At 70.2% G+C, this 24,692-nt stretch carries 24 protein-coding genes; 10 read left to right on the top strand and 14 right to left on the bottom strand.

Annotated features, from left to right (window positions below; all coding sequences use genetic code 11):
• The first annotated feature begins 7 nt into the window (after nt 1-7).
• The 3 genes from MFF22_RS04490 to MFF22_RS04500 are packed head-to-tail and all read left to right on the top strand — an operon-like array spanning nt 8 to nt 3,420.
• On the top strand, nt 8-1,447 hold the full coding sequence (locus MFF22_RS04490; protein ID WP_238247727.1) for a TadA family conjugal transfer-associated ATPase: 1,440 nt from the start codon (nt 8-10) through the stop codon (nt 1,445-1,447).
• A gap of 4 nt (nt 1,448-1,451) precedes the next feature.
• Nucleotides 1,452-2,441: a type II secretion system F family protein gene (locus MFF22_RS04495; protein WP_238247728.1), complete on the top strand. Its 990-nt coding sequence runs from the start codon at nt 1,452-1,454 to the stop codon at nt 2,439-2,441.
• A 10-nt stretch (nt 2,442-2,451) separates the two neighbouring features.
• A complete protein-coding gene (locus MFF22_RS04500; RefSeq protein WP_238247729.1) occupies nt 2,452-3,420 on the top strand; it encodes a type II secretion system F family protein in 969 nt (322 codons plus the stop codon).
• Nucleotides 3,421-3,537: 117 nt separating this feature from the next.
• Here the strand turns inward: MFF22_RS04500 and sorB are convergent, their stop codons facing one another.
• Genes sorB through MFF22_RS04515 form a run of 3 tightly spaced genes read right to left on the bottom strand, consistent with a single transcriptional unit; the run spans nt 3,538 to nt 6,465 of the window.
• Nucleotides 3,538-3,855 carry a SorB family sulfite dehydrogenase c-type cytochrome subunit gene (gene sorB, locus MFF22_RS04505; protein ID WP_238247730.1) on the bottom strand — a complete coding sequence of 106 codons (318 nt, stop codon included), beginning with the start codon at nt 3,853-3,855 and terminating at the stop codon, nt 3,538-3,540.
• Between the two features lie 11 nt (nt 3,856-3,866).
• Nucleotides 3,867-5,063 (bottom strand): SorA family sulfite dehydrogenase catalytic subunit, encoded by a 1,197-nt coding sequence (gene sorA / locus MFF22_RS04510; RefSeq protein WP_238247731.1) that lies wholly within the window; start codon nt 5,061-5,063, stop codon nt 3,867-3,869.
• A 28-nt stretch (nt 5,064-5,091) separates the two neighbouring features.
• On the bottom strand, nt 5,092-6,465 hold the full coding sequence (locus MFF22_RS04515) for an MFS transporter (RefSeq protein WP_238247732.1): 1,374 nt from the start codon (nt 6,463-6,465) through the stop codon (nt 5,092-5,094).
• Nucleotides 6,466-6,888: 423 nt separating this feature from the next.
• Between MFF22_RS04515 and MFF22_RS04520 the strand changes: the two genes are divergently transcribed.
• The 5 genes from MFF22_RS04520 (at nt 6,889) to MFF22_RS04540 (ending at nt 11,633) form a co-directional block, all read left to right on the top strand.
• Entirely contained in the window at nt 6,889-7,653 is a 765-nt protein-coding gene (locus MFF22_RS04520; protein WP_238247733.1) for a GntR family transcriptional regulator, read from the top strand.
• A gap of 128 nt (nt 7,654-7,781) precedes the next feature.
• Nucleotides 7,782-8,069, top strand: a complete 288-nt coding sequence (locus MFF22_RS04525) for a UxaA family hydrolase (RefSeq protein ID WP_238247734.1) — start codon at nt 7,782-7,784, stop codon at nt 8,067-8,069.
• Nucleotides 8,070-8,076: 7 nt separating this feature from the next.
• Nucleotides 8,077-9,354: a UxaA family hydrolase gene (locus MFF22_RS04530; RefSeq protein WP_283206152.1), complete on the top strand. Its 1,278-nt coding sequence runs from the start codon at nt 8,077-8,079 to the stop codon at nt 9,352-9,354.
• Between the two features lie 193 nt (nt 9,355-9,547).
• Nucleotides 9,548-10,540 (top strand): Ldh family oxidoreductase, encoded by a 993-nt coding sequence (locus MFF22_RS04535; protein ID WP_238247735.1) that lies wholly within the window; start codon nt 9,548-9,550, stop codon nt 10,538-10,540.
• A 139-nt stretch (nt 10,541-10,679) separates the two neighbouring features.
• On the top strand, nt 10,680-11,633 hold the full coding sequence (locus MFF22_RS04540) for a hydroxyacid dehydrogenase (protein WP_238247736.1): 954 nt from the start codon (nt 10,680-10,682) through the stop codon (nt 11,631-11,633).
• Here MFF22_RS04540 and MFF22_RS04545 read toward each other — a convergent pair.
• The 4 genes from MFF22_RS04545 to MFF22_RS04560 all read right to left on the bottom strand — a co-directional run bounded on the left by MFF22_RS04545 (nt 11,607) and on the right by MFF22_RS04560 (nt 16,505).
• Nucleotides 11,607-11,915 carry a type II toxin-antitoxin system RelE/ParE family toxin gene (locus MFF22_RS04545; protein ID WP_238247737.1) on the bottom strand — a complete coding sequence of 103 codons (309 nt, stop codon included), beginning with the start codon at nt 11,913-11,915 and terminating at the stop codon, nt 11,607-11,609. The two genes, MFF22_RS04540 and MFF22_RS04545, sit on opposite strands and share 27 nt — an antisense overlap.
• Nucleotides 11,908-12,177, bottom strand: a complete 270-nt coding sequence (locus tag MFF22_RS04550; RefSeq protein WP_238247738.1) for a type II toxin-antitoxin system ParD family antitoxin — start codon at nt 12,175-12,177, stop codon at nt 11,908-11,910. Before MFF22_RS04550 ends, MFF22_RS04545 begins: the two co-directional genes overlap by 8 nt.
• Nucleotides 12,178-12,265: 88 nt before the next feature.
• Nucleotides 12,266-15,406, bottom strand: coding sequence for an efflux RND transporter permease subunit (locus MFF22_RS04555; protein ID WP_238247740.1), 3,141 nt, complete (start codon nt 15,404-15,406; stop codon nt 12,266-12,268).
• Complete coding sequence (locus MFF22_RS04560; RefSeq protein WP_238247741.1) at nt 15,399-16,505, bottom strand: efflux RND transporter periplasmic adaptor subunit; 1,107 nt, start codon at nt 16,503-16,505, stop codon at nt 15,399-15,401. The genes MFF22_RS04555 and MFF22_RS04560 overlap by 8 nt, the downstream gene beginning before the upstream one ends.
• A 302-nt stretch (nt 16,506-16,807) precedes the next feature.
• Here MFF22_RS04560 and MFF22_RS04565 point away from each other — a divergent pair, with 302 nt between their 5' ends.
• Nucleotides 16,808-17,821 (top strand): SDR family oxidoreductase, encoded by a 1,014-nt coding sequence (locus MFF22_RS04565; RefSeq protein WP_238247742.1) that lies wholly within the window; start codon nt 16,808-16,810, stop codon nt 17,819-17,821.
• Nucleotides 17,822-17,883: 62 nt separating this feature from the next.
• Nucleotides 17,884-18,756 (top strand): alpha/beta fold hydrolase, encoded by an 873-nt coding sequence (locus tag MFF22_RS04570; protein WP_238247743.1) that lies wholly within the window; start codon nt 17,884-17,886, stop codon nt 18,754-18,756.
• On the opposite strand, the gene MFF22_RS04575 is transcribed toward MFF22_RS04570, so the two are convergent.
• The 7 genes from MFF22_RS04575 to MFF22_RS04605 form a co-directional block, all read right to left on the bottom strand.
• The gene (locus MFF22_RS04575; protein ID WP_238247744.1) at nt 18,704-19,396 is read right to left on the bottom strand and encodes a GntR family transcriptional regulator; all 693 of its coding nucleotides are present in this window, start codon (nt 19,394-19,396) and stop codon (nt 18,704-18,706) included. The genes MFF22_RS04570 and MFF22_RS04575 overlap by 53 nt on opposite strands.
• Nucleotides 19,397-19,533: 137 nt before the next feature.
• Entirely contained in the window at nt 19,534-20,313 is a 780-nt protein-coding gene (locus MFF22_RS04580; RefSeq protein WP_238247745.1) for a carboxymuconolactone decarboxylase family protein, read from the bottom strand.
• Complete coding sequence (locus MFF22_RS04585; protein ID WP_238247746.1) at nt 20,310-20,699, bottom strand: cupin domain-containing protein; 390 nt, start codon at nt 20,697-20,699, stop codon at nt 20,310-20,312. Before MFF22_RS04585 ends, MFF22_RS04580 begins: the two co-directional genes overlap by 4 nt.
• Before the next feature lie 5 nt (nt 20,700-20,704).
• The gene (locus MFF22_RS04590) at nt 20,705-21,598 is read right to left on the bottom strand and encodes an NAD(P)-dependent oxidoreductase (RefSeq protein WP_238247748.1); all 894 of its coding nucleotides are present in this window, start codon (nt 21,596-21,598) and stop codon (nt 20,705-20,707) included.
• 24 nt (nt 21,599-21,622) lie between these two features.
• The gene (locus MFF22_RS04595) at nt 21,623-22,996 is read right to left on the bottom strand and encodes an MFS transporter (RefSeq protein ID WP_238247750.1); all 1,374 of its coding nucleotides are present in this window, start codon (nt 22,994-22,996) and stop codon (nt 21,623-21,625) included.
• Between the two features lie 80 nt (nt 22,997-23,076).
• Nucleotides 23,077-23,490 carry a carboxymuconolactone decarboxylase family protein gene (locus tag MFF22_RS04600; protein WP_373320182.1) on the bottom strand — a complete coding sequence of 138 codons (414 nt, stop codon included), beginning with the start codon at nt 23,488-23,490 and terminating at the stop codon, nt 23,077-23,079.
• A 141-nt stretch (nt 23,491-23,631) separates the two neighbouring features.
• Nucleotides 23,632-24,513: an NAD(P)-dependent oxidoreductase gene (locus tag MFF22_RS04605; RefSeq protein WP_238247751.1), complete on the bottom strand. Its 882-nt coding sequence runs from the start codon at nt 24,511-24,513 to the stop codon at nt 23,632-23,634.
• Between the last annotated feature and the right edge of the window lie 179 nt (nt 24,514-24,692).

Genomic DNA, 24,692 nt, shown 5'->3' on the forward strand with positions numbered 1-24,692 from the left:
GATCTCCATGTTCGGTAGACGGCAAACCGGTTCGGCGCCCGCGCCTGCCCCTATCCCGCAGCCGCGGTTCGTCCAGCCCGCCCCTGCCCCGCTGCCCGCGGCGTCGCGGGAGGCACCGCAACCGGCGCGCCCGGCCCCGATCGTGGTCGAGGCCGCGCGTTCTGACGAGTACTATCGTACCAAGAGCCTGATCTTCGGCGCGTTGATCGAGGCCATCGACCTCACCCAGCTCGCCCACCTCGACGCGGAGACCGCCCGCGAGGAAATCCGCGACATCGTCACGGAAATCATCGGCCTCAAGAACATCGTCCTGTCGATCTCCGAGCAGGAGGAACTGCTCGACGACATCTGCAACGACGTCCTCGGCTACGGCCCCCTGGAGCCGCTGCTTGCCCGGGACGACATCGCCGACATCATGGTCAACGGCGCCGGGCGGACCTTCATCGAAGTCGCCGGCAAGATCCAGCTTACCAGCGTGCGCTTCCGCGACAACCAGCAGTTGATGAACATCTGCCAGCGCATCGTGAGCCAAGTCGGACGCCGGGTCGATGACGCCTCGCCGATCTGCGACGCGCGCCTGCCCGACGGATCCCGCGTCAACGTCATCGCGCCGCCGCTCTCCATCGACGGCCCGACCCTGACGATCCGTAAGTTCAAGAAGGACAAGCTGACCCTCGACCAGCTCGTCCGCTTCGGCGCGATCTCGCCGGAGGGGGCGGAGGTGCTCAAGGTCATCGGGCAATCCCGCTGCAACGTCGTGATCTCGGGCGGTACCGGCTCGGGCAAGACCACCCTGCTGAACTGCCTGACGGCCTATATTGAGCACGACGAGCGGGTGATCACCTGCGAGGACGCCGCCGAGCTGCAACTGCAGCAGCCCCATGTGGTCCGCCTGGAAACCCGCCCGCCCAACATGGAGGGCCAGGGGCAGGTGACGATGCGCGACCTCGTCAAGAACTGCCTGCGCATGCGGCCCGAACGGATCATCGTCGGCGAGGTGCGCGGCCCGGAGGCGTTCGACCTCCTCCAGGCCATGAACACCGGCCACGACGGCTCGATGGGCACGCTCCACGCCAACAGCCCGCGGGAATGCCTGTCGCGTATCGAGTCGATGATCTCGATGGGCGGGTTCACCCTGCCCTCCAAGACCCTGCGAGAGATGATCTGCGGCTCGATCGACGTGATCATCCAGGCGTCGCGCCTGCGCGACGGGTCCCGGCGCATCACCCACATCACCGAGGTGCTCGGGATGGAGGGCGAGGTCATCACCACCCAGGACATCTTCCTCTACGACATCCTCGGCGAGGACGCGAACGGGAAGATCATCGGCCGCCACCGGGCGACGGGCGTCGGCCGCCCCCGATTCTGGGAGCGGGCCCGCTATTACGGCCTCGAAGCCCGCCTCGGCGCGGCCCTCGACGCGGCCGAAGTCGTCGAAGGGGCATGAGGCGATGCCCGATCTCGGCGCGCTCCTGCCCGGCCTGCCCATCGCCACGGGTCTCGTGGGGGTCGCCGTCGCCCTGATGACCTATGCCGGGATCATCGCCCTGCTACCCGGGGAGCGCCGGGCGAACCGGCGGCTGAAGCTCATCGCCGTCACCCCCACCACGGCGTCGGGCCGGGGCGGCGGCGTGAACCGGCGCGACCAGGTCGCCAAGACCCTGAGCGAGATCGAGGCCAAGGCCAAGGGCGCCACCAAAGTCACCCTGGAGCTCAAGATCGCCCGGGCGGGGCTCGACTGGTCGAAGCGGACCTACTGGACCTTCGCGGGCGGGAGCGGATTCGTCGTCGGCTTCATCCTGTTCCTGATGACGGACAGCCCGTTCGCCGCCCTGGGGGGCGTGTTCTTCGGAAGCCTGGGCCTGCCGCCCCTGCTCCTGCGCCGCCTGCGCCTCCGCCGGGTGGCGAAGTTCAACAAGGAACTGCCCAACGCCGTCGATGTGGTGGTGCGCGGCATCAAGACCGGCATTCCCGTGGGCGACTGCTTCCGCATGGTCTCCCGCGAGGCGGAGGAGCCCCTGCGCAGCGAGTTCCGCACCATCGTCGAGACCCAGGCGCTGGGCCTGTCCCTCGGTGAGGCGGTCTCCCGCCTGCACGAGCGGGTCCCGACCGCGGAGGTCAACTTCTTCTCGATCGTGATCAACATCCAGCAGCAATCGGGCGGCAACCTCTCCGAGGCGCTGAACAACCTGTCCCGGGTGCTCCGCGACCGGGCCAAGATGCGCGGCAAGATCCAGGCGATGAGCATGGAGGCGAAGGCCTCGGCCTCCATCATCGCGGCCCTGCCCTTCGGCGTGGCGGGCATCACCACGCTCACGAGCCCCGACTACATCTCGCTGCTCTGGACCACCGATGCCGGCAAGATCGCCCTCGTGGGCTCGGCGATCTGGATGACCCTGGGAATCCTGGTCATCAAGAAGATGATCGCCTTCGAGATCTGACGGGAACGCCATGATCGACGCGATCGCCGACAAGCTGTTCGACCCGCACTTCGTGGGCATGGTGCTGGCGGCCCTGGCGGCGGCCGTCACCGCCTTCGCCCTGGCGCAGTCCTTCCTGGAGCCGGACAAGCTCGGCAAGCGGATGAAGCTCGTGAGCGACGAGCGCGAGATCATCCGACGGCGGGAGCGCGAGAAGGTCTCCACCAAGGGGAGCCTGCGCACCGAGCCCAAGGCCTACATGAAGGACATCGTGGAGCGGTACAATCTGCGCCGCTGGCTCGGCACGGACACCGCCAAGCGCAAGCTCCTCATGGCGGGCTATCGCGGGCAAGGGGCGGAGACCGCCTTCCTGTTCTTCCGCCTCGTGGCACCGGTCGGCGCCTTCATTGCCGCGGTGTTCTACCTCTTCATCCTGGAAGCGATCGACGTCTCCTACCTGATGCGCTTCGCCATGGTGATCGCCGCGGCCTTCCTCGGCATCAAGGCGCCGGAACTGTTCCTCGTCAACGCCGCCAAGAAGCGGCAGACGGAGATCCGCAAGGCGTGGCCCGACGCCCTCGACCTGACCCTGATCTGCGTCGAATCGGGGATGGCGATCGAGAACGCTTTCCGCAAGGTGAGCACCGAGATCGCGGTCTCCTCGGTGGTGCTCGCGGAGGAACTCGCCGTGATGGTGGCCGAGATGTCGTTCCTGCCGGACCGGCGCCTCGCCTACGAGAACCTCGTGATGCGCACCGGGCTTGAGCCGGTGAAGGCGGTGGCCACCGCCCTCAGCCAGGCCGAGCGCTACGGCACCCCCGTGGGTCAGGCCCTGCGGGTGCTCAGCCAGGAAAGCCGCGACCTGCGCATGATCGAGGCCGAGAAGAAGGCCGCCGCCCTGCCGCCGAAGCTGACCGTGCCGATGATCCTGTTCTTCCTGCCGGTGCTCTTCGTGGTCATCATCACCCCGGCGGTCATCCAGATCATGCGCGTGCAGTGAGGGCGCGCCGCCCTCAATATCCAACCGAGAAGTCAGTGGTTCTTTCACCCTCGACCTCGTCCTGAGGTTCAGGGGGCGTGAGGGAAAATCGGCTGTCCGGCCGGACTCTTAGTATGTCTAGTACGTCGCCCCAAGATAGGCGGCGATGGCCTTCGCGTCCGCCTCCGCGACGGGCGCCTTGTAGACCTTGACCATCTTGGTCACCTCGGACTCCCAGAAGGCCGGTCCCTTCCCCGGCGGCTGCATCGCGATGTAATCGACCGAATGGCATGTCATGCAATTGCCCTGCGCCGCCTCGAACCCCGCCGCGTGGCCCTGGTCGGCGGGAGCTTTCAGCTGAGCCGTGGGCTCGGGCAGGGCCATATCCTGCGGCGCCGCGGCCAGGGGGCCGCCGAGGGCGAGGAGGAACGCCACCGATCCGACAAACCTCGTCATCCTGTCCCCCTTCAAGCCGCCGTGACGCGGGTGGTCTCGACCACGTTGCGCATGTACCCGGCCGGGTTCCAGCGCGGCTCCATCGGCTGCGTGCCACCGTCGTTGCCCGTCGCCCGGACGCGCAGGGCATGGCCCCCCGGCGTCAGGTCGAGGTCCGCGGTCCAGGTGCGGAAGGCGTAGCGGCCGAGATCCTGGCCGAGCGTCGCCCCGCTCCAGGTTTGGCCGTCGTCGGCGGAGACTTCCACGGCCTTGATGCCCGAGCCGCCGTCGAAGGCGATGCCGCGCAGGTTCGCCCGCCCGGCCTTCACCTGCGCCCCGTCGCTGAGGTTCGTCACGAACGAGCGGACGTTAAGCCGGCCGATCGGCACGGTCTTGTCCGGTGCCTTGCCCGGCTCGGTGCAGGCGCAGGCATTGTCCGGGATGCGGTAGGCGGTCTTCATCCAGAAGCCCTCGAAGGGCTTGTCGAGCACGGTCACCGCGTTGAGGTGCTTGACCCAGTAGGTGCCGTAATAGCCCGGCACGACCAGGCGCAGGGGGAAGCCGTTGAGCCAGGGCAGGTCCTGCCCGTTCATACCCCAAGCCAGCATCACTTCGCCGTCGCTCGCGTGGTCGAGGGTGAGGGCCTTGGCGAAGTCGGGCGTCTCCGGCAGGACCGGCCCGTCGAGCCCCTCGAAGGACACCTGCACGGCGCCGGCCTTCACGCCGGCTTTGGCGAGCACCGCCTTCAGGGGCACGCCGGTGAAGCGGGCGCAGCCCATGGCGCCGTTGGCGAGCTGCCCGCCGGCCATGCGCGGCGTGAAGAAGCCGCGGGAATTGCCCGAGCACTGGTTGACCGCCACGACCTCCGTGCCGCCCATCCCCTTGAGGTCGGCAAGCGACAGGGAGAGCGGCCGATCGACATGGCCCTTCACCTCGACGCGGAAGGCGACCGGGTCGATCCGGGTCGGAATGTCGGCGAGGTGGTAGCGGACGAAGAAGGCGTCGTTGGGGGTGATCGCCCCCTCGTCGAAAACCGAGAACGGCGTCTCCAGCTGCGGCGGCCGGGCCGTCATCTGCAGGAGCGGGCGCTTGCCGGGATAGGCGACCAGGAACCGCTCGCCGTTGCCGAAGGGCAGCGTGACCTCGCCGGCCAGCACGCTCCGCCCGGAGAGGCCCGCACCTCCCACGCCGAGCGCCAGGGCTTTCAGGACATCTCGCCTGCCGATCATCGCTCGTCTCCTCCGGCCGGCGCTGTGTTCACGCGGGCGATCCGCGCACGATCTTCGCCCGCATCGTCTCCGGCGCTTCGCCCGCCTCGGGGGTCTCGTCAAGGCGGCGGTGGCGTGTTTCAGGCGTCAGCGAAAGGGCCGCGACGGCGATCACCGCGTAGATGCCGTACACGACGGGGATGAAATACCAGTTCCCGGCCACGTCCGTCCCGATGAGCCCGGCCAGCAAGGGCGGCGCGATGCCGCCGCCAAGGATCGCCGAAAGGCTGTAGGAGATGCCCGCGCCGGAATAGCGGTACTTGGTGGGGAAGCTCTCGGAGGTGAGGATCGGCGCCAGCCCGTGCAGGATCCCGACCCCCAATAGGGTGATGACGAACTGCAGGCCCAGCACCAGCCAGACCTCCTGGTGGAGGATCGCCAGGGCGTAGGGGACCGACAGGATCGCCGTCAGGACCACGGCGAGGTAGCCCACGGTCTTGCGGCGCATCAGGTCGGCGGCGGGGCCGCTGATCACCACCCCGAGGATGTCGCCGATCCGCGCGACGAAGATGATCACCGCCGTCGTCGCGAGGGGGATCCCCGCCGATTTCATGAAAGAGATGGCATAGGTGCCGCTGACATAGCCGTCCATCTGCTGGAAGGCGCAGAACAGGGCGAGCAGCAGGATCGGCCGCCAGTGCGTCCGCGTGACATCAAGGCTCGGCATCTTGGACAGTTCGTCCTTCGCCTTGAGCTGCTCGAAGAGGGGTGAATCCGCCAGCTTGGAGCGGGCGAGGAGGCCCGGCACCACCACGACCACGGACAGGAGCATGGCGATCCGCCAGCCGTAGGTCGAGAAACTGTCGGCCAGGAGGAACAGCACCGCGCTCGCCGCCATCGCCCCGCCGGGGATGCCGAGGTTGGCCAGCGACACCCAGAAGGCCCGGTGCTTGCGGGTGGCACCGAACTCCGCGAGCAGGGAGGCCGCGCCGCCGAATTCGCCCCCGAGGCCGATCCCCTGGATGATCCGCAGGGTGATGAGCAGGATCGGCGCGGCCATGCCGATCGTGTCGTAGCCCGGCAGCAGCCCCACCATGAAGGTCGTGGCCCCGACGATCAGGATGTTGATCAGGAAGGACGTCTTCCGCCCCGCCCGGTCGCCGAAATGTCCGAACAGGAAGGCCCCGAGCAGGCGGGCCGGGAAACCGGCGCCGAAGGTCAGGTACGAGAAGATCAGCGCCCAAGTCGGCGAGATGTTCGGGAAGAAGATGTGCGGGAAGGCGCTTGCCGCCGCATAGCCGAAGATGAAGAAGTCGTAGAACTCGACCAGCACGCCCGAGGTCGCCGAGAAGGCGAGGAGGGCGATGGTCCTGCGGTCGGTCCCTTCCCGGCGGGGCGGGGAAGAGGGGGCGTTCGCTGTCATGTCTCGACGACTCCGGGGCTGAGGGCAAGGGCCGCGAAGCGTCCGGCCGCGGTCTCCCGAACCGGGAGCGGGCCGGAGGCGAATGTCTGAGGGTCCCGTCGCAGGCGCGGCTTCGGTCGCGGCGGGGCTCTGCGCTAGGAATAATACGGGGCGGAAGGATCGGCAGGAAGATCGAGGACGCGGCGATGCACGACACCGATGCATCGGAGCCGGGAATGATCATGCATGCGGGCGGGGCGCTTGCCCCCGCCGATGCCGGCGTTTCGCCTCATCGCTCCCTCCCAGGATACCTTGTGGTAGAACCGGCTTGGCCGGATCGTTGCGCCCCCTTGTCCGGGGGTCTGCCATGGCGCTGGTCGAGAGGTCTTATATAAGATATCTGACGTCGTCAAGGCCCCGCTGCGCCGTCCTCCCGAGTCCGCGATGAACGACCATCCCACCGCCCCCTTCAAGCCGGAGCTGAGGCCCCTTTACGCGCAGATCCAGTCCCTTATCACCACGCGGATCGCGGAGGGCGCCTGGAAGCCGGGCGACCTGCTGCCGACCGAGCACGAACTCGCCGCCGAATACGGGGTAAGCCAGGGGACCGTGCGCAAGGCCTTGATCGCCCTCGAGGGCGAGAAGCTGATCGTCCGGCGACAGGGCGTCGGCACCTACGTCGCCCGCCACGCCCGCGACACGGTGCTGTTCCGCTTCTTCCGCATCGTCACGCCCGAGGGCACGCGGCTTTCCCCCAAGAGCCGGCTGATCGCCCAAGGAATCCGCCCGGCGACGGCCGAGGAGGCTCGGCAGCTGGCCTTGTCCGAGGGCGAGCCCCTGCACGCCGTCACACGGGTGCGGACCTTCGGCGACACCCCGTCGATCTACGAGTTCGTGGTCGTGCCGGCCGCGATCATCCCCGTCCTCGACCTGCCGACGACGGAAGAGATGAGCGAGGAGATGTACGTAATCTATCAGGAGCGCCACGGCATCCTGATTACCCGCGTGCAGGAGCGGCTTCAGGCCATCGCCGCCGGGCAGGAGGAGGCCGAAGCCCTTGGCCTGCCGGAGGGGTCGCCGCTCCTGGAGATCGTCCGTGTCGCCTTCGACGTGAGCGGGCGCCCAGTGGAACTGCGCATCAGCCGCTGCGACACCCGGGAGAACCGCTACTCGGCCGATATCATCGATGCCGACGACGCGCGGGCGTGAGGTTCCCGGGGCGGCGTCGCGACACGACCCCCTTCGTCTACAATCGCGGCGGAGGCCGCCTTCGGCCTTGACCGCCCATTCTTAGGTCTTATACAAGACCGGCGGACCAAAGCAGCGGGAGGCGCGCAATGGGAGTTCCCCAACTCCTCGTCCACGACCCCAAGGACTCGGTGGGTGTCGTCGTGGTCGAGAATCTCAATGCCGGAACGGACATGCTGTGCGTCGTCACGCACGACAATTCGGACTTCCGGCTGACGGCCAAGCAGGAGATCCCCATCGGCCACAAGGTCGCCCTCAAGGACATCAAGTCCGGCGACACGGTGTGGAAGTACGGCCAGGACATCGGCAAGGCCGTGGCCGACATCGCCAAGGGCGAGCACGTCCACACCCACAATCTCAAGACGAAGCGGTGGTGAGGATCCCATGAGCTTGCAGGCTGCCTTCGAGCATTCCATGCCCGCCGCCTATGCCGGCGGGGCCCCCGACCAGTTCACCACCAAGGCGCTGCCGACGACGCGCGCCTCGGCGGACTACGCCAACGCCACCTTCATGGGCTGGCGCCGGGAGAACGGGCGGGTCGGCGTGCGCAACCACGTCGTCCTCCTGCCCCTCGACGACCTGTCGAACGCCTCCTGCGAGGCGGTAGCCAACAACGTGAAGGGCACGATGGCCCTGCCGCACGCCTATGGCCGGTTGCAGTTCGGCGAGGATCTGGAGATCCATTTCCGCACCCTCATCGGCATCGGCTCGAACCCGAACGTCGCCGCCGTGGTGGTGATCGGCATCGAGGACGGCTGGACCTCCCGCGTGGTCGAGGGCATCGCCAAGACCGGCAAGCCGGTGGTGGGCTTCGGCATCGAGGGCCACGGCGACATCGCCACCATCGCCAAGGCGAGCTACGCCGCCAAGCGCCTCCTGCAATGGGCGAGCGAATTGCCCAAGGAGGAATGCCCGATCACTGATCTGTGGGTCTCGACCAAGTGCGGCGAGTCCGACACCACGACGGGCCTCGCCTCCTGCCCGACGGTGGGCAACATGTACGACAAGCTGATCCCCCACGGGATCTACGGCGTGTTCGGCGAGACCTCCGAGATCACCGGCGCCGAGCACCTCTGCCGCGAGCGGGCCGCCAGCCCCGAAATCGCTGAGAAGTGGTACGCGATGTGGAAAGCGTACCAGGAAGACGTGATCGAGGCGCACAAGACCGACGACTTGTCGGATTCGCAGCCGACCAAGGGCAACATCGCAGGCGGCCTGACCACGATCGAGGAAAAGGCCCTCGGCAACCTCGAGAAGATCGGCCGGGAGTGCCGCTACATCGACGCCCTGCAGCCGGCGGAAGCCCCGGCCAAGGGTCCGGGCCTCTACTACATGGACACGTCCTCGGCGGCGGCCGAATGCGTGACCCTGATGGCGGCGGCGGGCTACGTGATCCACACCTTCCCGACGGGCCAGGGCAACGTGATCGGTAACCCGATCGTGCCGGTGATCAAGATCAGCGGCAACCCGAAGACCCTGCGCACGATGGGCGAGCACATCGACGTGGACGTGACCGGCGTGCTCCGCCGGGACATGACGCTGGATGCGGCGGGCGACGCGCTGATCGACATGGTGGTGCGCACGGCCAACGGCCGGCTCACGGCGGCCGAATCCCTCGGCCACCGGGAATTCGTGATGACGAAGCTCTATCGCAGTGCGTGACGCCTCCGGTCTCGCACATCGTTAGGCTGATCCGACCCCACCCCTCATCCTGAGGTGCCCGCTTCGGCGGGCCTCGAAGGAGGGCTCCAGGGATCGCGCGCGATCTGGAGATCTCCTTCGAGGCTGCTCCGCAGCACCTCAGGATGAGGACGAGTGTGGGATCACGACGGACAACTGAACGCAGCAGGGCATCATGGCCGACACCCTCACGATCCCGGACGCCGAGACGTTGGTGAGCGACGCCCTGGTCCGGGCGAACACAGCGCCGGACAATGCCCGGTACGTCGCCTCCGCCCTGGTGCGGGCCGAGGCGGACGGGTTGAAGGGTCACGGCCTGTCGCGGGTGCCGAGCTACGCGGCCCAGGCCAAGGCCGGCAAGATCGACGGCCACGCGACGCCCACCCTGGAGCGCCCGCGCCCGGCGGTGGCGGCCATCGACGCCGCGCATGGCTTCGCCTACCCGGCCTTGGCGCTCGCCCTTACGGCGCTCCCCGCCATGGCGCGGGACAGCGGGCTCGCGGCCGCCGCCATCCGCCGCTCCCACCATTGCGGCGCGGCGGGACTGTTCGTGGAGGATCTGGCGAGCCAGGGTCTCGTCGCCCTGCTGTTCGCCAACACGCCGGCCGCCATCGCCCCCTGGAACGGCAAGCGGGCGGTGTTCGGCACGAACCCGATCGCCTTCGCCTGCCCCCTGCCGGGGCGGGAGCCGATCGTTGTGGACCTGTCCCTATCGAAGGTGGCCCGGGGCAACATCGTCGCCGCCAAGCAGCGGAATGAGCCGATCCCCGAGGGCTGGGCCGTCGATGCGGAGGGCCGCCCGACCACCGACGCCACGGCGGCGCTCGCCGGCACCATGCTGCCCCTGGGCGACGCCAAAGGCACGGCCCTCGCGCTCATGGTCGAGCTCCTGGCCGCCGGCCTGACGGGCTCGACCTTCGCGGCCGACGCCTCGTCCTTCCTCGACGACAAGGGTGGCCCGCCCGGCACCGGCCAGCTGATCCTCGCCTTCGCCCCGGAAGCCTTCGGAGAGGGCACATTGGACCGCTTTGCCCTGCTCGCCGCCTCCATCGAGGACCAGCCCGGCGCCCGCCTGCCCGGCCAGCGCCGCCTCGGCCTGCGCCGCAAGGCCGAGCGGGAGGGCTTGGCCGTCGACCCCAAGCTCCTGGCCGAGATCGCCGCGATCTGAGGCTCCCCTGCGCCGTCATTGCGAGCGCAGCGAAGCAATCCAGGGGCGGGCGGGCCACTTCCGACTGTGGCGTGTCCCTGGATTGCTTCGCTACGCTCGCAATGACGATTTTGGCCAATCTTCCTGAGAGGATCCTCCCATGCCGGACATCGTCATCACGGAGTTCATGGACGAGGATGCGATCCGCGAGGCCCTCTCGGGTTTCGACGTGGCCTACGACCCCGGCTTGGTGGACCGGCCCGACGACCTCCGGGCGGCGCTCGCCGGGGCGCGGGGGCTGATTGTCCGCAACCGGACGCAGGTGAGCGCCGCCCTCCTCGCCGCCGGGCCCGCCCTGCGGGTGGTCGGCCGCCTCGGCGTCGGCCTCGACAACATCGATCAGGGGGCTTGCCGGGATCGGGGGATCACGGTGATCCCGGCGACGGGGGCGAACGACGTCTCGGTGGCCGAGTACGTCATCGCCACGGCGATGCTCCTCCTGCGCGGGGCCTACGGCGCGACGGCGGACGTCGCCGCCGGAGCGTGGCCCCGGGGCAGGCTGATGGGCCGGGAGATTGCCGGCAAGCGCCTCGGCCTCGTGGGCTACGGCTCCATCGCCCGGGAGACCGCCCAGCGGGCCGCCGCCTTGGGCATGGAGGTCACGGCCTACGATCCGTTCCTGCCGGCCGGGCATCCAGCGTGGTCGCCGTCCTGGGGCCGGGTCGCGAGCCTGCCTCTGGACGACCTCGTCGCGGGGGCGGACGTGCTTTCGCTTCATGTTCCGCTCACCGATGCGACGCGGGGGCTCATCGATGCGGCGATGCTCGCCCGGCTGCCGAAGGGAGCGATCCTGATCAACGCGGCCCGGGGCGGCGTCGCGGACGAGGCCGCCGTGGCCGAGGCCCTCAAGGAGGGCCACCTCGGCGGTGCCGCCCTCGATGTGTTCGACCGGGAGCCCCTGCCGGCGGAAGCCGGGGCGGTCTTCGCGGGTTGCCCGAACCTGATCCTCACGCCGCACATCGCCGGGGTGACGGTGGAATCGAACGTGCGGGTCTCGCAGATGATCGCGCGGGCCGTGGCGGGGGCGCTAGGGACCTCCGAGCGCCCGGTCTGACAGACGCCGCACGCTTCGGCGGTGGACCACGGCGAGGATCAGGACGCCACCCTCCACCCTCTCATACAAGATGACGTGGGAGGCGTGCTCGTGGCGGTGCACGCCCGGCCGGATCGCGTCGGCTCTCCGGCCCATGCCGGGATTGTCGGCGAGGAGTGCGAAGGTCTGGTCCAGGCCGGCCGCATAGGCCTCCGCCTGGCGAACGCCAAACTGCCGGTACCCGTGGACAGCAATCTCGAACAGGTCCGCCTCCGCCTTCCGCGTAAGCGTGTAGTCACTCATCCTGCGGCGTAGCGCCTTCCACCTTCATCCTCGCGCGGGCGAGAATGTCGGAGACCTTGGCCCCGCTCAGTCCGCTCGCGCGGGAATCATCCACGATCCTGCGCAGGTCTTCCAGGGTCAGGTCGGGCTTGGCCCGCCGCTCCCGATCGCGGCGCACGAGGTCGCGGACATAGTCGCTGGTGCTGGCGTACTCGCCCTGTTTGATCTGCGCTTCGATCCATTCCTTCATCGGATCGGGCAGGGAAATGGTCATCGTCGCCATAGCGGACCTCGCCGTCAGAGTGACGACTATCCTCAATAAGCGATTTTCACAAATGTTCTTAGGGAAGGCCCTGATCCCACGCCCCCCCTCACGCCGCCGCGCGAACCCCCTCCTCCCGCCCGAACCGGGCATAGCGCAGGGCGAGGAGCGGCAGGATCAGCAGGTTCAGCACCGTCGAGGTCACCAGCCCGCCGAGGATCACGGCAGCCATCGGGCCCTCGATCTCCCGACCGGGCTCGCCCGCCCCCAGCGCCAGGGGCAGAAGCCCCAGGCCGGTGACGAGCGAGGTCATCAGGATCGGCACCATCCGGTCGGCGGCGCCCTCGTAGGCCGTGGCCGCGTCCCAGGGGCGGCCCTCGCCGGAAACCATCTGCTCGTAATGGGCGATCATCATCACGCTGTTGCGCAGGGAGATGCCCGACAGGGTGACGAAGCCGACGACGGAGCCCAGCGAGAGCGTTCCGCCGGCCAGCACCGCCGCCGCGACGCCCCCCACGAAGGCGAAGGGGAGGTTGGCGAGCACGAGGACGAGGTTCGCCGCCGACCCGGTGACGATGGCCAACAGCACGAGGATGCCGAACCCGGCCAACGCGGTGTGGAACAGGAGGTCGCGCCGCGCCCGCGCCTGGGCCTCCGCGGCGCCCGCGAAGGTGACGTAGACCCCCGCCGGCAGCCGCACCTCCTTGGCGATCTTGCGCTTGGCCGCCGCCACGAAGCCCGCCACGTCCCGCCCCACCACGTTGGCGGTCACCGCCTGGACCCGCTGAGCCCCCTGGTGCTGCACCTGATAACGGCCCGTGCTCTCGTAGACGTCGGCCACCTGCGACAGGCGGACGTAGCGCCCCCCCGGCGTGCGCAGGGGCAGGTCGCCGATGTTGCTCAGGCGCTCCCGGGTCCGCCCGTCGAGGATGACCACCACGTTGAAGACCGCGTTGCCCCGGTAGGTCTGGCCCACCGTGTCGCCCTGGTAGGCGGTGCGCACCGCCTCCAGAACCTCGACGGCGTCGAGGCCCCAGTGGCGCAGGTCCACGGAGCGCAGTGCCACCGTCACCTGCGGAAGCCCGGCGGGGGCCGCCTGCTGCACGTCCCGGGCGCCCCGGACCTCGGCCAATTCCCGGGAGACCGCCCGGGCGGTGGCCTCGATCCGGTCGAGGTCGTTGCCCACCACGTTGACGACGACGGGGGCGGTGAAGCCCGAGATGACCTCCTCGATCCGCTCCGTCAGGAAGGACTTGAGGGAGAAGGCCGGCCCCGGAAACCCGGCGATCAGCTCGCGGATCCGCCCCTCGATCGCCCGCTGGGCGGCGCCGCCGAGGCCGGGATCGATATGGATCTCACTGTAATGGGGTCCCGCCGTATCCTCGCCGGCCTCGGCCCGGCCGATCTGCGAGGCGACCGAGCGCACGCCCGGGATGGCCTTCAGATCGGCGGTGATCAGCGTCCCGAGCCGCTGCGATTCCCGCAGGGACGTCCCCGGCGCGGCCACCATGTGGAGAATCAGGTGCCCCTCCCGGAGGTCGGGCAGGAACGAGAGGCCGAGGGTCGGCACCAGGGCCGCCCCGGCGAGCGTCGCCAGCAGGCCCGCGGCCATGACCGTGCGCGGGGCCCGCCCGGCCCGGCGGAGGATGGCGAGATACAGCGCCCGGCTCCAGCGCACCGCCGGGGGATCGGCCACCGTCCCGCCCCGTCCCGCCTTGCCGCCGAGGAGGAGCAGGGACAGGGCCGGCGTCACCGTCAGGGCCACGAGGAGGGACGCCACGACCGCGGCGATGTAGGCCATCGCCAGGGGCCCGAACAGCCGCCCGGCCACGCCGGTCAGGGCCAGGACCGGCAGGAACATCAGGAGCACGGCCAGGGTCGCGTAGGCGACGGAGCTTCGGACCTCCAGGATCGCGGCGAGGACCAGCCGCGCCCGGGCCCCCGGCGTGGTCCGCCCCGCCTCCCGCAGGCGGCGGGTGACGTTCTCCACGCCGATCACCGCGTCGTCCACCACCTCGCCGATCGCCAGGGCGAGGCCGCCGAGCGTCATCGTGTTGAGGCTTTCGCCCAAGGCCTGCAGCACCAGCGCCGCCGCGACGAGGGACAGGGGGATCGCCGCCGCGCTGATGAGGGCGGTGCGCCAGTCGGCCAGGAAGACGAGGAGCACGATCACCACCAGCACGCCGCCGAAGGCCAGCGCCTGGAGGACGTTGCCGGTGGCGACGCCCACGAAGTCGGCGGGGCGGAACAGGTCGGGCCGCACGCTCACGCCCTCCCGCTCCAGGGCCGGGCGCAACTCGTCGATGGCGGCCTCGAGGCGGGCGGTGACGGCAAGGGTGTCGACGCCGACCTGCGCGCCGACCATGAGGAGGACGCCGGGCTTGCCGTCCACGAGGGCGCCGCTGATGGCCGGCTCCGGGGCGGCGGTGACGGTGGCGACGTCGGACAGGACCACGCTGGCGCCCCCGTCGTTGGCGAGGACCGTTTGGCCGAGCGCCTCCGGGGTGAGGGACTGCCCTTCCGTGCGCAGGACGACCCGCTGATTGGGGGTGTCCACGAAGCCCGCCCCGCGCACGCCCGTCGCCTTGCGGGCGGCGGCGAGCACGTCGTTCAGGCCGACCTGGAAGCGGATCAGGTCGTCGGGCCGCACCTGCACCTGCAGCGAGCGCACGGCCCCGCCATAAACCGAGACCTGGGCGATGCCCGGCACCGCCTGGAGACGCGGGCGCACGGTCCAGTCCGCGACGGTGCGCAGCGCCATGGCGTCCCGGCGATCCGAGGTGAGGCCCACGAGGAGCACCGTCAGGGTCGAGGAGGTGAGCGGGGTCATGGAAGGCGCCGAGACGCCCTGCGGCAGGCGGCCGGGAAGGGCGGCGATGCGCTCGTTGACCCGCTGGCGCAGCTGATCGACCCCGCTGCCCGCCCGGAAGGTGGCGGTGACCACCGACAGGCCCTGGATCGAGGAGGAGCGCAGCGTCTCGAGCCCCGGCAGGCCCGCCACGGCGCCTTCCACGACCTGAGTGACCAGGACCTCGACCTGCTCCGGGTCGAGGCCCGGCGCCTCGGTCTGGATGGTTGCCGTGGGCGGCGAGAATTCGGGGAACACGTCGAAGCGCGCCCCCGCCAGGGCATAGAGCCCGAAGACGATGAGGGCGCAGGCCAGCGCCAGCACCACCCGGGGCAGCCGCACCGAGAACCCGACCAGGGCGCCCTGGAGGCCGGAGGACGGTTCGGCCGGGCGCTCAGTCATCGTCGTCGCCGACGACGCGGATGCGGCTGCGCAGCTCCTCCGACAGGAGCGCCTGCGCGCCGGACAGGACGATCTCGCTCCCGTCGGGCAGGTCCTCCACGACGAAGCTGTCGGCGGACATCGGCGCGTCGGGCCGCACGGGGTGGCGGACATAGCTGTCGCCGCCGAGCCCCCTGTAGACCCAGGTGCCGCCCTCGGCATGGACCAGGGCGTCCTCCGGCACGAGCACGCCCGTCGCCCCCCGCCCGGTGGGGAGGAAGGCCATGACGCTCATGCCGGGCAGCAGCCCGCTGTCGCCGGAGACGAGATAGTAGAAGCTCTGCCCCTGGATCCGGGGATCGGTCCGCGTCGCGGGCGAGACGAGGCGCAGGGGCACCCGCACGCTCTGGGGCGGCACCTCCGCGAAGGCCGTGGCGGGCGGGTCGGACAGGCTCTCGCCCGGCGGCAGGGTGACCTGCATCAGAAAGTCGTCGCGCTCGATCAGCCGGGTCACCGGCGGCCCGCGCTCGATGATCGCCTTGCCCAGCACCGCGCCCCATTCCTGCCGGGCCGTGGCGGCCAGGGTGCGGACCTGCGATTCGGCGGCCGTCACCGCGGCCTGGTCGGTGAGGGCCGTTCCCTCCGCGGTCTCGATATGCGCCGTGGCGATGGCCGCCGCCCCGAGGCTCTTCAGGCGCCGGGCCGCATTCACCGACACCTCCGCCCGGGCGCGGGCGGTCTGCAGGGCGGCCACCGCGCCCGCATAGCTGTTGGTCAGCTCCGTGACGCGGGCGAGGTCGAGGACGCTGCCGAAGGCGGTCGCCTCCCGCGGATGCGGCAGGGCCCTCCGGACCTGCGTGACGATGCCGATCCGGGCGCGCTCCGCCTCGGTCAGATGCACGACGGTGCGGCCATCCTCGATCGCCGTGCGCGGAGCCGGAAGCCGGGCCTCCGGGGCGCCCCCCCGGCCGGGCATGACCGCCTCGAGGGACTCCCGCAGGCCGGCCAGCGATGCGGAGAGTCCGGCGGTGCGCTCCCCCGCCTGCGTCACGGCCAGGGCGCCGGCCGCCAGGATGGCGAGCAGCGTTCCGGTGAGCAGGACCCGACGTGCTTGGCCCACCTGGACCCCCCGTGACCGAATTGCCGAATCGTCCCGATATCACGGCGGGATACACGCAGCCGCATCGATCTCATACCGGCGCCGATGCAAACGTCGCGTGTATCCGCCGCGTCTTTCGGGCCGGGAGGGGGGAGAACCTATCCGGCTCCAATACCGGGATCGTCCCCGGCCGGCGCAGTGGGATCGCGATTCCGCCGGACCCAGGCCGGTGCGCGAAATCCGCGCGGGGGAAACTTCGGCGGCTCCCTGGAGATAGCGAAAGGACGCGGAGCCTCTCCGCCCGGTCGAAAGCCCGACACGCCATGCAGCACAAACCCCTCGCCGACCAGACGATCGTCGTCACGGGCGCCTCGTCCGGGATCGGCCTCGCCACGGCCCGGATGGCCGCCTCCCGGGGGGCGCGGGTGGTCCTGGCCGCCCGTAGCGGTGCCGCCCTCGACCGGATCGCCGACGACATCGTCCGCGAGGGCGGGCAGGCCGTCGCCGTGGGGGCCGATGTCGGCGTGCGGGCGGAGGTGGAGGAGATCGCTGCCCGGGCCGTCGCCGCGTTCGGCGGCATCGACACCTGGGTGAACGTCGCGGGGCTGACGATCTACGGCCCCCTCGCCGAGGTCAGCGAGGAGGATCACGAGCGCCTGATGCGCACGAACTTCTGGGGCACCGTAAACGGATCGCTGGTGGCCGTCGCACGCATGAACCGCCGTGGCGGCGCGCTCATCAACGTGGGCTCCGTCGCCTCCGATCTCGCCTTCCCCTACCAGGGCATGTATTCGGCCTCGAAGCATGCGGTGAAGGGCTTCACGGACGCCTTGCGCATGGAGCTTCGCCTCACCGATGCGCCGATCTCGGTGACCCTGGTCAAGCCCACCTCCATCGACACGCCCCTCCCCCGGCGGGCCCGCAACTACATGGACCGGGAGCCCATGCTGCCGCCCCCCGTCTACCGGGCGGAGGAAGTGGCCCACGCGATCCTGCACGCCGCCGTTCACCCGCAGCGCGACATCGTCGTCGGCGGGGCCGGCAAGCTCTTCGTCGCGGGGAAGGAATTCGCACCCGGGGCCTACGATCACCTCGCCGGGCAGATCGCCGCCCTCCAGAAGCGGACCATGGAGCCCCGCCGGCCCGAAGGGGCGCTCCACGCCCCCCAGGAGGACGACACGGGCCATGTTCACGGCGACCAGCCGTTCCCGGTGCTGCGGACGAGCGCCTACACGCGGGCGAGCCTCCACCCCCTGGCCACGGCCTCGGCGGTGGTGGGCCTCGGCCTCGCCGCGGCCGCGCTGCTCTCGCCGGGGCGCCGGGGGCGGCCTCACTGATTATGGACGCAGCTCCCGAAAGAGACACCGCCGGCCGCGGGGTGGCGCGCCGGTCCGTTCCCGTGACGGGGGGCGACATCGCCTACGTCGAGGCAGGAACGGGGACGCCGGTGGTGCTGATCCACGGCACGCTGATGGCCCTGGAGGATGTCTGGCTGCCCCTCGCTCCGTTTCTCTCGGAGAGGCACCGGGTCGTGGCCTTCGACCGGCCGGGCCACGGCTTCAGCGCGAGGCGGCGGTTCGTTGATGCCTCGCCCTGGCGACAGGCGGAGGCGATCCGCGAGGCCATGGACCGGCTCGGCATCCGCCGCTCGGTGGTGGTCGGCCATTCCTTCGGCGGCACCGTGGCCCTGTGCCTCGCCCTGTCCGCCCCCGAGGCGGTGTCGGGCGTGGTGGCGCTGGCGCCCCTCTGCTTCCCGGAGCCCCGCCTGGAACAGGTGCTGTTCGGCCCGCGCGCCGTCCCGGGGACCGGGGACGAACTCGCGGCGATCCTGGCGCGGACCCTGGACCGGGGGATGCTGCCCCTCCTCCGGCGGGCGATCTTCCTGCCGCAGGCGGTGCCTCCCGGCTTCGCGGAACGCTTCCCCTGGGCCTACGCCTCAGGCCCGGAACGCATGATCGCCGAGGGCGAGGATGCCGTGAGCATCTGGACAGCCATGGGGCGGGCCGCAGCGGCCTATCCCACCTGCCGGGTGCCGGTGCGGATCCTGGGCGGCACGGCCGACATCGTCGTCAATAACGCCCTGCACGGCGCCGTGGCTTCGGCCCTGATGCCCGGTGCCCGGTTCGCGTGGCTGCGGGGGACCGGCCACATGCTCCACCACTTCCACCAGGACCGCATCGTCGCGGAGGTGGAGGCGCTGATCGCAGGGGCAGGCGCCGCTACCGGCTGGCCGTGCGGCGGCCCTGCTCCTCCCGCAGCCGGAGCTGCTTAAGGGCCACCTCGCAGGCATTGGTCACGTGCAGATTGGCCATGGCCTCAGCCGCCGCCGCGTCCCGGCGACGGAAGGCATCCGCCAGCGCGTCGATCTCCGCGAGGCTCTGCGGCAGGCGATCCGGATGCATCAGCGACGTCGCCCGCAGCAGGTTGATCCGCGAATGCATTCCCCGGAGGATCTCGCAGACGAGGTCGTTGCCGCACTGGCCGAGCATCACGTCGTAGAGGCGGCTCTTGGCCTGGAGGACCTGCTCCGTCTCGCCGCTGCCGGCGGCCTCCCGGAGGTCCCGGGCGGCTGCCGCGAAGTCGCCGACCGCCGCCTCGCTCGCCTTGGCCGCGAATTCCCGGGCCGCGTAGCCCTCGAGCACGGCGCGCAGAGCGTAGAGCTGACGGGCCTCCTCGACCGAGATCGCCGCGACCATCGGCCCCCGATGCGGCACGATCTGCACGAGCTTCTCCGCCTCGAGCCGGCGCAGGGCCTCCCGGACGGAGGCGCGGCTGACGCCGAGGCCCTCGCACAGTTCGCGCTCGATCAGCCGTTCGCCCGGGGCGTAGACCCCCGACGTGATCGCCTGTCGGACGGCGTTCTCGACCTTCTGGCGCAGGGTGTCCGGCTGGATGAGGCTGATCTTGGCCATGGGGAGCGGTTCGGGCAGGGTGGAGGCAGCGTTGGCATAGCTCCCGGCGTCGCGGCAAGGTGGCCGTCTTCGCGAAGGCCACGGAGGCCTCGGACGGAAACCGCCAGTCCGGCCTGCCGGACTGGCCCGGCGGACCCTCAGAACGACGACGGGGAAGGGACGGAGCGTGCCCGAGCGGCGCCCTGGCGTGCCAGCTCCTCGCGCAGGATCGGCGCCGCCATCTCGGCCCCGTGCATGCCGATGAGGCTGACGATCTCCAGGACCTCCATCAGCTCCTCCCGGGTCGCGCCGTAGCCGAGGGCGTTGCGCATGTGCAGCTTGAGCCCCGGCACGTAGAGATGCGTCGCCGCGGCGTCGAAGGCGCAGTAGACGAACTCCTTCATCTTGGGCTCCAGCACCCCGTGCCGCCAGGGATAGGCGGAGAAGTCGAGGTAGCCCTCGAACAGGTCGGGATCGAGTTCCAGGAACCCGTCCCAGAACGTGTGCCAGTAGCCCCGGTCGCGGGTGAAGTCGGCCTTCAGCCTCTCCTGGCGCTCGCTGAGGGGGGCGGGACCGGTGCGCTGGCCGGCCTCGTCCAGCACCTCGAGCAGGAGGGGCACACCGATGTTGCAGGCATGGATGCCCAGGGTCGCGGTGAGGGCGATCACCTCCATCACCTCATCCTTCGAGGCCCCCGCCGCCAGGGCGTTGCGGATCTGGCGGCGGATGCCGGGGGCGTAGAGGTGGGTGGCGGCGGCCGAGGCCGCGAGCCCGATCAGCGCCCGGCCCTTGTCGCCCAGATGGTTGCCGCGCACGGGCACGCCCGCCATGCGGTGCCACGCGGCCAGGAAGCCCGGCGACAGCTCGGCGAGGGCCTCCTGGCCCTCCTCCCAGTAGCCGTGCTGCGATTCCACGTCCCGGCGAAGGTCGTCGCTCATTCCGTCGCGCTCCGGTAGGATTCGTCGGTCACGGCATCCTGCCAAGTCGTGCCACCGACCGAGATGGCGGTGTGCAGGAGGAAACTGTCGGCGGCGGCTCCGTGCCAGTGGCGCTCGCCCGCCGGGATCCAGACCGTGTCGCCCGGCCGGATGGCCTGCGCCGCCTGACCCTCGACGCAGACCCAGCCCTTCCCGGCCTGGATCTGGAGCACCTGCCCCTGGCCGTGAGTGTGCCAGTGGGTCCGGGCGGCGGGCGTGAAGAACACGTTGTTGACCATGACCCCGCCGGTCGCAGGCATGACCGGATCGGCCCAGACCTGCCCCGTGAAGGTCGCCCCGCGGCTCTCGGAAGGCGCATCGGGGGCGCGGCCGTGGAAGATCTGCATGGTGTCTATCCTTCGTGTAGGCGGATGCCGCCGGAGACGTCGCCGATGGCATCGACGACCCGGTTCGAGATGACGTCGCCGTAGCCCAGCGCCGTGGCGAGGCCGAAGCTCGCGAGTGGGCCGGAGGCGTTCAGGGAGGCGACGCCGAGTTCGTGCAGGAGGTCGGCGTAGAGCACGACGTCCTTGGTCATGAGCTTGCCCGTCAGGCCGCCCTCCAGGTAGTCGCCATCGACGATCCGGGGGAAGCGGTTGAGGGTGGCGAAGTTGACCCCGCTCGACGCGTTCAGCACCTCGAGGAGCCGGTGCAGGTCGAGCCCGGCCTTCTTGCCGGCGACCATGACCTCGGCGGTGGCGGCGAGGCTCACCGCGTTCAGGAAGTTGTTCAGGAGCTTTGTCGTGTGGCCGGCGCCGCTGCCGCCCATGACGACGACCTTGGCCGCGATCGGCGCGAAGACCGGGGCGAGGCGGGCCACCGCCGCCGCATCGCCGCCGACCATCAGGGTGAGGCTCCCCTTCTCCGCGGCGGCGGCGCCGCCCGAGATGCCCGCATCCACGTAGGCCACGCCCCGCTCCGCCAGGAGCGCCGAGAGCCGCCGGGTTGAGCTGGCCGAGGCCGTGCTGAGATCCACCACGACCTGCCCCGCCCGGCAGGCGGAAAGAACCCCGCCCTCCCCCTCGACCACCGCCTCGACCACCCGGCTGTCGGGCAGGGACATCAGGACGATGTCGGAACCCCGCACCACCTCCGCCGCGGAGGCCGCCGCCCCGGCGCCGCACCGGGCGGCGGCGCCCGAATCCGCGTCGTAGCCCGTCACCGGGATCCCGGCCCCGACGAGGCGGCGCGTCATGCGCCCGCCCATGTTGCCGAGGCCGATGAAGCCGATCCGATCCATGCTCATGGCGATCCTCCCGCTGCGGGGCCGTCAGTGGCCGGGGCCGAAATCGACGTCCCGGGTCTCGGGGCCGATCAGGGCACCGACCATGCCCACGAGGCCGCCGATCATCATCAGCACCACGGGGGTCAGGGCGAGCGGCATGAGGGCGCTCAGCCAGTCCATGTAGAAGGCGTAGAAGGATGGGATGACCACCGACAGGCTGAAGCCGATGCCGAAGCCGGTCGCCCGGACGTCGGTGGCGAAGCGCTCGTTGATGTAGGTGACGATGACGCCCCAGGGCGAGGTCACGATCACCGCGAGCAGGGTCACCAGCAGCGCCCTCGGCCCGAAGGCAAGGTCGGGCGTGACGGTGAGGACGTAGAGGATCCCCGCGCCCGCCGTCGCGATCACCGGGCCGATGATGGCGAAGAAGCGCCGCCGCCCGATCGCCTGTCCCAGCAATCCCGCGCCGATATAGCTGAAGAACAGTACCGTGTAGCAGATCATCAGCGTCGCGGTGAGCGCGATCCCGCTCAGGTGCAGGGTCTTCACCAGGAGGCCGGTGGGCATGTAGATCGTGACGAGGTTCTGCGTGGTCCAGAAACCGGTCATCAGCAGCAGGACCTGGAGCAGGTCGCGCCCGCCCTTGCCCGAGAGCAGACTCGACAGGGGCAGCGTCTCGGCCTGCGCCGTGCCGTCCCTGGTCTTCGTCTTCCAGACTTCGGATTCGGAGACCTTACGGATGTAGTAAAGGGCGAGAAGCCCCGCGAGGGCCGCCCCGACGAGGAACGGGATGCGCCAGCCCCAAACGGTGTAGGGCGAGCCTGGGCCGGCCAGGGGGAACAGCGTGAACATCAGCATCGTGATGAGGTTGATGCTCACATAGGCCGCCGGAAACCCGGCGAGGATCAACCCGCCAACGAATCCCCGCCGCTCCTTCTGCGAATACTCGATGGCCAGCGGGATCGCCCCGGTATAACCGCCGCCGAGGAAGACGCCGTCGAGGAAGCGCAGCAAGACGAGGAGCAGGTAGGAGGCGAGCCCCAGGGTCTCGTAGGTGGGCAGGAGGCCGATCAGGAGGGTGATGACGCCGAACCCGGCCACCGAGTAGATCGAGGCCGCCCTCCGCCCGACCTTGTCGGCGACGATGCCGAAGATCAGCGCCCCCACCGGACGCCCGAGCAGGGTGGTGATGAAGACCAGGGAGGCCAGCACGGTCTCGACCTGGGGCGAGAGGCCCTTCGGCTGAAACAGGAACATCACCGGCGCCAGCGCCACCACCGGCAGGTAGATGTCGAACATGTCGATGTATTCGGAGAAGAACGCCCCGCGGATCGCGCTGCGGCGCTTCTCCCCGTGATCGTCGGCGAGGGCGGCTCTTGCCTCCCGGCCCGGCAATGCCGCGGCGGATGTCGATGTCAAGGCGTTCCTCCGAATGGACGTCGATCGTGCCGCGGGGTGCCTCTGACGGGCGCCTCCGCGGCCTGTCCGTGCCCCGGCCTTCAGCCGGCCGGGTGCTCCTTGTCCCAGTCGGCGATGGCCGCCGAGGCGGTGCGGAAGGCGGCCAGCGCCGCCGGGGCACCGCAATAGACGAGGGCCTGCATCAGCACCGCCTGGATCTCGTCCCTGGTGACGCCGTTGGTCAGGGCGCCCTTCACGTGGACCGACAGCTCGTGGTGCTGGTTGAGGGCCGTCAACATGGCAATGTTGAGCATGCTACGGGTCTTGAACGGCAGGCGCTCGTCGCCCCACACCTCGCCCCAGCAATATTCGGTGACGAGGCGCTGCACCGGACGGTTGAAATCGTCGGCATTCGCCCATGACTTCTCGACATGGGCGGCGCCGAGCACCGTCTTGCGGTTCTCGAAGCCGTTCTGGAACATCGTCTCATCGCTCATCGGGTCGACTTTCTTCATTTATGATGACGGCCGTCCTTGCGAGCACAGCAAAGCCATCCAGACAGCGGGATTTTTGCGAAGGTGGCGCAGCCCCGGATCGCTTCGCGGCGCACGCACCGCCGACAAAGGACGCCTTGCAGCGGGCGGAGACCTGGCGGCTCATTCGAAGTCCGCTTCGTCCGCCAGGAAGCGGTACATCTCGGTGTGGTCGGAGGCCGCGCCGGCTTTCTCCGCGACGGCATGCCAGAGGCCGATGCCGTGCCGGCCGAAGGTCAGGGGGTAGTCGACGGACCGCGCCAGCGCCTGAGCGATGCCGAGATCCTTGTCCATCAGTTTCAGGGAGAAGCCGGAGGCGAAGCTGCCGCTCAGCATAAACGGCTTCACCTTGTTCTCGGAGGTGTTGCTGCGACCCGTCGAGGCATTGAGTACATCGGTCATGACGTCCGGGTCGATGCCGAAGCGCTGGGCCACGTGCAGGGCCTCCACCGTGGCCATGAGGCCGGCGGCGGAGACGAAGTTGTTCAGGGCCTTCGCCGCGTGCCCGGCTCCCGCCGCGCCGATATGCAGGATCGAGCGACCCATGGCCTCCAGCACCGGGCGGAGACGTTCGAGCAGGGCGCCGTCGCCGCCCACGAGGATGGCGAGCGACCCGTCGACGGCCCGCTTCACCCCGCCGGAGACCGGCGCGTCGAGGTAGCCGAGGCCCCTGGCCGCGAGGGCTTCCCCCAGGGCCCGGGAGCGCACCGGCTCGGAGGAGCTCATGTCGCTCACCGTCGCCCCGCGGGGCAGCGCGTCCGCGAGGCCCCGGCCGATCAGCACCTCTTCCACCACCGCCGAATTCGGCAGCATGGTGATCAGCGCATCGAGGGACCCGGCGGCCTCCGGGCTGAGCGGCTCGGCCCGGAGGGCGTCGCACAGGGTCCGGGTCCGTTCCGCGTCGGCGTCGTTCAGGACCAGGGCATGGCCGGCCTCGGCGAGGCGCCGGGCCATCGGCGCGCCCATCATGCCGAGGCCGATGAAGCCGATGCGCATCTGAGTCATGTCCTGGTCCCTTCCCAATACGGCCTAGGGCCGGTGTCGATCAGGTTGAGGCGATCCCTCCCTCCTCCTCATCCTGAGGTGCCCGCATCAGCGGGCCTCGAAGGAGCCCTCCAGGGATCGCGCGGCAGGCTGGAGCCCTCCTTCGAGGCGGCTTCGCCGCACCTCAGGATGAGGCCTTC

The sequence above is a fragment of the Methylobacterium persicinum genome, from assembly GCF_022179525.1.
GTDB classification, from domain to species: Bacteria; Pseudomonadota; Alphaproteobacteria; order Rhizobiales; family Beijerinckiaceae; genus Methylobacterium; species Methylobacterium persicinum.

Excerpts from the sequence above, each read along its gene's own strand:
- MFF22_RS04520 (WP_238247733.1), top strand. The coding sequence starts at position 6,889 with ATGAACGACCATCCCACCGCCCCCTTCAAGCCGGAGCTGAGGCCCCTT.
- MFF22_RS04495 (WP_238247728.1), top strand. The coding sequence starts at position 1,452 with ATGCCCGATCTCGGCGCGCTCCTGCCCGGCCTGCCCATCGCCACGGGT.
- MFF22_RS04535 (WP_238247735.1), top strand. The coding sequence starts at position 9,548 with ATGGCCGACACCCTCACGATCCCGGACGCCGAGACGTTGGTGAGCGAC.
- MFF22_RS04605 (WP_238247751.1), bottom strand. The coding sequence starts at position 24,513 with ATGACTCAGATGCGCATCGGCTTCATCGGCCTCGGCATGATGGGCGCG.
- MFF22_RS04530 (WP_283206152.1), top strand. The coding sequence starts at position 8,077 with ATGAGCTTGCAGGCTGCCTTCGAGCATTCCATGCCCGCCGCCTATGCC.
- sorA (WP_238247731.1), bottom strand. The coding sequence starts at position 5,063 with ATGATCGGCAGGCGAGATGTCCTGAAAGCCCTGGCGCTCGGCGTGGGA.
- MFF22_RS04525 (WP_238247734.1), top strand. The coding sequence starts at position 7,782 with ATGGGAGTTCCCCAACTCCTCGTCCACGACCCCAAGGACTCGGTGGGT.
- MFF22_RS04545 (WP_238247737.1), bottom strand. The coding sequence starts at position 11,915 with ATGAGTGACTACACGCTTACGCGGAAGGCGGAGGCGGACCTGTTCGAG.
- MFF22_RS04600 (WP_373320182.1), bottom strand. The coding sequence starts at position 23,490 with ATGAAGAAAGTCGACCCGATGAGCGATGAGACGATGTTCCAGAACGGC.
- MFF22_RS04575 (WP_238247744.1), bottom strand. The coding sequence starts at position 19,396 with ATGGCCAAGATCAGCCTCATCCAGCCGGACACCCTGCGCCAGAAGGTC.
- MFF22_RS04515 (WP_238247732.1), bottom strand. The coding sequence starts at position 6,465 with ATGACAGCGAACGCCCCCTCTTCCCCGCCCCGCCGGGAAGGGACCGAC.
- MFF22_RS04490 (WP_238247727.1), top strand. The coding sequence starts at position 8 with ATGTTCGGTAGACGGCAAACCGGTTCGGCGCCCGCGCCTGCCCCTATC.
- MFF22_RS04555 (WP_238247740.1), bottom strand. The coding sequence starts at position 15,406 with ATGACTGAGCGCCCGGCCGAACCGTCCTCCGGCCTCCAGGGCGCCCTG.
- MFF22_RS04540 (WP_238247736.1), top strand. The coding sequence starts at position 10,680 with ATGCCGGACATCGTCATCACGGAGTTCATGGACGAGGATGCGATCCGC.
- MFF22_RS04580 (WP_238247745.1), bottom strand. The coding sequence starts at position 20,313 with ATGAGCGACGACCTTCGCCGGGACGTGGAATCGCAGCACGGCTACTGG.
- MFF22_RS04590 (WP_238247748.1), bottom strand. The coding sequence starts at position 21,598 with ATGAGCATGGATCGGATCGGCTTCATCGGCCTCGGCAACATGGGCGGG.
- MFF22_RS04500 (WP_238247729.1), top strand. The coding sequence starts at position 2,452 with ATGATCGACGCGATCGCCGACAAGCTGTTCGACCCGCACTTCGTGGGC.
- MFF22_RS04565 (WP_238247742.1), top strand. The coding sequence starts at position 16,808 with ATGCAGCACAAACCCCTCGCCGACCAGACGATCGTCGTCACGGGCGCC.
- sorB (WP_238247730.1), bottom strand. The coding sequence starts at position 3,855 with ATGACGAGGTTTGTCGGATCGGTGGCGTTCCTCCTCGCCCTCGGCGGC.
- MFF22_RS04585 (WP_238247746.1), bottom strand. The coding sequence starts at position 20,699 with ATGCAGATCTTCCACGGCCGCGCCCCCGATGCGCCTTCCGAGAGCCGC.
- MFF22_RS04550 (WP_238247738.1), bottom strand. The coding sequence starts at position 12,177 with ATGGCGACGATGACCATTTCCCTGCCCGATCCGATGAAGGAATGGATC.